This window comes from Streptomyces sp. NPDC004561, assembly GCF_053602155.1.
The window spans coordinates 1-5,233 of sequence record NZ_JBSGDB010000564.1; the positions used below are offsets into that span (position 1 = coordinate 1).

The 5,233-nt window shown below is 75.1% G+C and carries 2 protein-coding genes and 1 pseudogene; all 3 read right to left on the reverse strand.

What is annotated here, in order from left to right:
• Positions 1 to 2,804 (reverse strand): annotated as a pseudogene (locus ACWEN3_RS40800) (hypothetical protein); the annotation flags it as partial.
• Between the two features lie 64 nt (positions 2,805 to 2,868).
• Positions 2,869 to 3,747, reverse strand: coding sequence for a hypothetical protein (locus ACWEN3_RS40805; protein WP_452982079.1), 879 nt, complete (start codon positions 3,745 to 3,747; stop codon positions 2,869 to 2,871).
• 31 nt (positions 3,748 to 3,778) lie between these two features.
• Positions 3,779 to 5,125: a hypothetical protein gene (locus tag ACWEN3_RS40810; RefSeq protein WP_452982082.1), complete on the reverse strand. Its 1,347-nt coding sequence runs from the start codon at positions 5,123 to 5,125 to the stop codon at positions 3,779 to 3,781.
• Positions 5,126 to 5,233 lie beyond the last annotated feature (108 nt).

Below are 5,233 nucleotides of genomic sequence, written 5' to 3' on the forward strand. Positions count from 1 at the left end.
CCGGTCGCGGATGGAGTCGATGATCGTCGGGAAGTGGGAGAAGGAGCGTCCGGTGGCGCCAGGGCCTTCTGCGCTGCCTCCTGCCGTTCGTCGCGGACCTGTGTGGCCTCGGCGGCGCCTTCCTCGGCCTCCGCGCGGACGGTGCGCGCCTCGGCGAGTTCGGCCTCGCTCTCCTCGGTGAAGGCGCGGGCCTCCTCGGCGGCCCGGGCCAGTTCGGCGAGGCGTCCGGCGGGGCAGCCGGTGCGCCAGGAGGCGAGCCGGGCGGCCAGTTCGCGGTCCTTGCCGAGCCGGGCGGCGAGCGTGCGGATCTCCTCGTCGCGCTCGGTGGCCCGGGCGCGCAGTGCCTGCCGTTCCTCGTCGGCGGCGTGCTCGTCGTGCATGGCCGGGTTCGGCGGCACCAGGAAGACGTCGGCGGGAGCGGTGCCGTCGGCCGGGGTCGGGGCGAGCAGGGCGGCGGCCGTGCCGACGGCCACGGCGGAGCGGGGCAGCAGGGCGGCGTCGCCGAGGGCCGCACGGGCCCGCGCGTGCGTGTCGGGGTCGGTGATGATCACGCCGTCGACCAGCTCGGGGCGGGCGGCGAGCACGCGCGCGTGGTCGGCGGGGTCGACGGCCTGCGCGAGGTAGCGCCAGCCGGGGAGGGCGGGGATGCCGCGCTCGCCGAGGAACTCGACGGTGGCGAGCACGTCGGGTCCGGGCGGCAGCAGTCCGCCGTCACCGAGGGCGCCGAGGATCCGGGCGTCGTCGGCGGCGGCCGTGCGCAGGTCGAAGAGGTGCCGTTCGGCGCTGGACACGGAGTCGTCCAGGAGCTCGCGCAACTCGTCCGCGTAGCGGTCGAGTTCCTCGGCGGCGAGGGGGGCGCCGGCCGGGTCGCCCGCGTCCGCGCCCGGGCCGGGGCGCGTGCCGTCGGCTCCTTCCGTCCTGGGTGCGGGCACGCCCGCGCGCGCCGGCCCGGACGATGCGCCCGGCAGGCTCAGCAGCTCCGCGAGGCGCTCCTCGGCGGCCAGCGACTCCGCGAGGCGCCGCTCGGCGTCGTACGCCCGGTCGGCCGCGCTCGCCGCGTCCGCCGCGCGGGCCGCGGTCAACTCGGCGCGGGACTCGGCGGAGGCCGCCTCGCGGGCGTGCTCGGTCGCCTTGCGGGCGGCCTCGCGGGCCGTGTCCCAGGCGGCGACGGCGGTCTTCTCGGCGTCGCTGGCGGCGAGCGCGGCCCGGGCCGGGTCGGCGTCCGGGGCACTGTCGTCGAGCCAGCCCGCGCGGACCGCCTCGGCGGTCTCCTGTTCGACCTCGGTGAGCCGCTGGCGCAGGTGTCCGGCCTCGCTGCGGGCCCGCTGGGCCTCGGTGGCGGCGCCGGTGGAGTCGCGGTGGGCGGCGTCGCCGACCTCCTGGAGGGCGGCGGAGCGCTCCTCCTCCTCGTTGGCGAGGCTCTCCGCGTTCCCGACGGCCGTGTGCAGGGCCCGTACGAGGTCCACGGCGGCCTTGGCGCGGGCGGCGAGCGCGGGGGCGGCGTCGCGTTCGGCCTCCTGGATGGCGGCCGACACGCGGGCGACGCGATCGGCGGCGGCGCGGTGGCGCAGCACGGCCTCGGCGGCCTGCCAGGCGGAGTGCAGGGTGCGGGCGTCGGCCAGCTCGCGCTTCTGGGCGGCGGCGGCCTTCTCGGCGGCGGCGAGGGCCAGGGAGGCGTGCCGGTAGGCGAGTTCGGCGGCGGCCAGGGCGCTGCGCTCCCGTGCGCCCTCGGAGTGCGTGACGGCGTACGCGGCGGCGGTGACCCGCTGGGCGAGGTCGCCGGCCCGGACCCGTTCCTGGACGGCTCGGGCGGACAGCCGCCGGGCCAGCGTGCGAGTACGGCGCTCGGCGCCCGCGTGGATGTCACGCGCACGTGAGCGGGCGTCGGCGGCGTCGACGATCCGTCCGAGCAGGTCGGCCGAGCCGGCGGTGAAGTCGCGTTCGGCGATCAGTTCGGCGCGGCGGCCGAGCTTGTTGCCGAAGCCGCTGACGAGGTCGGCGAGGCCGTCGGTGTCCCGGGTGTCGGTGACCGCGCGCAGCAGCAGGTCGGTGAAGTCGGAGTCCTTCTTGACCGCGAAGAGGCCGGCGGCCTCACCCTCGTCGGCGTTCATCTCCCGCTGGTAGCGGAAGAGTTCGGGGTCGAGGCCGAGGTCGCCGAGGTGCTCGATCCAGCGGTCGTGGATCTCCTCCCAGTGCACCTCCAGGTGCGGGTAGGCCTTGCCGGCCTCCATGAGGGCGTCGCGGAAGCCCTTCATGGTGCGGCGGCGGCCCTGGGCGCCGGAGGTGCCCTCGACCGGCGGCCGTACGGCGGTGGACTCGGCCACCGGCAGGTTGTCCAGGCTGAGGCCGGGGCCGGGCCGGAAGGAGTACCAGGCCTCGGCGAACTTGCGCGGGTCGTTGGACACCTGCCGCCCGCGCCACTCGCTGACCTTACCGACCACGACGCACTCGCCGGTCTGCACGTGCTGCCACTCCAGGGCCACGTGTCCGCAGTCGTCGGCGAGCAGGAATTTGCGCAGCACGCCGGAGCTGGCACCACCGAGGGTGTTGCGGTGGCCCGGCAGCATCACCGAGAAGATCAGCTTGAGCAGGACGGACTTGCCGCCGCCGTTCTCCAGGAACAGCACGCCGGCGGGCGCGGGCCGGTGCGGCGGGCCGGACGGCTCCTCCGCGAAGAACTCCGCCTGCGTGGGCGCCGGGTCGGGCACGGGCTCGCCCACGCCCCGCAGGTCAAGCACGGTGTCGGCGTAGCGCGCACCGGCGGGACCGATGGAGTAGAGGCGGACCCGGGACAGCTCGTACATGGCGGACTCTCGTAAGTCTGGTGAAAGGTGCGGTGGTTCGGGCGCGTCAGGGGGTGCGGACGCTTCAGGAGTGGAACGGCAGGCCCGCGTCGGCCACCAGCTCCAGGTCGTCGGTGTCGTCGGCGGGCATCAGGCTGGCCGTGCCGTCGGTCACCGGGACGATGCCCAGTTCCAGCAGTTCGGCCATGGCGGCACTGCCGGCCATGTCCCGGACCTGGAGCTGGTAGCGGGCCGTGGTGCGGTAGGTGCCGCCGCTGTCGTCGCCGGTGCGCTGCAGGAAGCCGGAGTCGGTGAGGAAGGCCAGGGCCTTCGCGACGATGCCGGTGGTGGAGGAGGCAGGCCGGCGGGCGTCCTTGGTGGCGCCGGTGGCGCTGCGTCTGGCCCAGATCCGCCAGGCCGCCTCGAGGCCGGGTGCGTCGGTCGCCGGGTCGGTGTTCTCGCCGTGCTCCTCGGCGCTCTCCTCCAGGCGGCGGCAGGCCTGCCGTACGAAGGCGTCGACGCCGTTGACCGTGACGCGGCCGATGTAGGCGTCGTCGGCCAGGTCCTCGGGGCGAGGGAACGCCAGCGCGGCGACGGCGAGATGGGCGAGCCCGTGCAGGAAGCGGTCGCCGGAGTCGGCGGTGGTGCGACGCGCGTAGTCGCCCATGCGGACGGCGAACACCGAGTCCTCGGCGGCGGTGACGGCCATCCCCGCGCGCGTGGAGACCTCCAGCACGACGAGTCCCAGACCGGCGGCGACGGCGTCGGCGAGCCGCGCGAACGGCGGGTCGTCGCGGTAGCGGCGCAGCAGCTCGGTGTACTCCTGGTCGCGCGCGGGCTGCAGTTTGGGCTGCAGCCCGAAGGCGACGAGCCGCGCCGCGTCGGCGGCGTCGGCTGGGGTGACGGCGGCGGATGCCGACGGGGCCGGGGCCTCCGTGTCACTCCACTCGACGTGCTCGCTCACGGTCGGGGCTCCTTGTCGCGCTGTTGTTGACTCATGCTGCTTCCGTGCGGTCCGCGGCCATGCCCGCCGCGTCCAGCAGGGCGGTGCCCACGATCAGGTCCGCACCGCCGAACTCGGGATCGTCCAGCTCGGTGCCGTCGTCCACGGCGAACAGCAGTTTCTCCTCGCCCTGCCGGTAGGCGGTGCCGACGGCGGGGCTGGCCGCGTGGACCGCCAGCAGGGCGACCAGATAGGCCAGGTCGGGGTCGCCGGTGCGGCGGGCCTCGGCGAGCAGGCCCGACAGCCTGCGCGGGGCGTCGGCCGGCAGGTCGAGCAGCTCCGTGGCGGTGGCCAGCTGCTCCTCGCTGAACCGGCTGTCGTCCGGGGTCGCGATCAGGTCGGGTTCGGGCATCTCCGCGCCCAGGTGCTCGCGCTCCACCGGAGGCGTCAGCAGAATGTCGACGAGGTCCGCCACCCGCACGGACACCGGTGTCCGCAGGCCCGTGCCGTGGGCGAAGAACGCGTCCGTGACCCGGGTGGCCCGCTCCATGGGCAGGGTCAGCACCGGTGCGACCAGGTGGCCGTAGAGGTCCGTCCCGGAGGTCGTCGCGTGGGTGGCGAAGGCCTGCCGGTCCTGTTCGGCGCGGAACAGCGGGCCGGCCTCCAGCAGGCGCGACTGGAGCTGGGTGTGCCGCCGGATGCAGTCCTTGACGATGTCGACCAGTTCGGCGGCGCGGCGCTTGTGCTCGGGCTCCTCGGTCTCGTCGCGGGCCTTGCGGATGTTGGTGAGGATGGCGTTCTCGTGGCGGTAGCGGTCGGCCACGTGGTCCAGGGCCTCGGCGATCATGTCGGGCACGGCGTTGAGCCAGTCGACCGCGCGGACGTTGCGGCGGGTGGCGTCCAGGGCGCGGCGCAGCGTCTCGGAGTACTGCACCGTGCGGTACCGGGCCTGCTCGGCGGCGAGCTGGGCGTCGGCGAGCCGGCCGCGGTTGATCAGCACCTCGAGCTTCACCTCGGCGGCGATCTGGGCGCTGGTGACATCGGTGTCGAGGGCGCCGACGAGGACGTTGACCGCCTCGTCCGTCGTGCGCAGGTACACCGTGCCGCCGGGGCCGGGGACCTCCTCGATCAGCTTGAAGTCGTAGTCACGGCGGACATAGGTGCCGTCCGGCGCGAAGGTGCCGTAGACCGCGCGGAATCCGCGGTCCACGCTGCCGACGTTGATCAGGTTCTCCAGGACCCAGCGGGCCACGCGCTCGTGCTCGGCGGTGGGACGGTGCGGGGCCTGGGCGGCGATGCGCGGGATCAGCCGGGCGACGATCTGCTCGTGGTCGGCGCCGGTGTCGAAGTCCATGTTGAGCGTGACCAGATCGATGGCGGCCAGTGCCACCTCGGCCATGCCGTACACCGAGTACTCGCCGGCCAGGTTGGCCTTGCGCGCGTCCGGGACCGGCTGGAGCCGGACGCCCGCTGGCGCGAGCAGCAGGGGGACGGCACACGCTGGACC

Coding starts and splice junctions, on each gene's coding strand:
- ACWEN3_RS40810 (WP_452982082.1), bottom strand. CDS start 5,125: ATGGCCGAGGTGGCACTGGCCGCCATCGATCTGGTCACGCTCAACATG.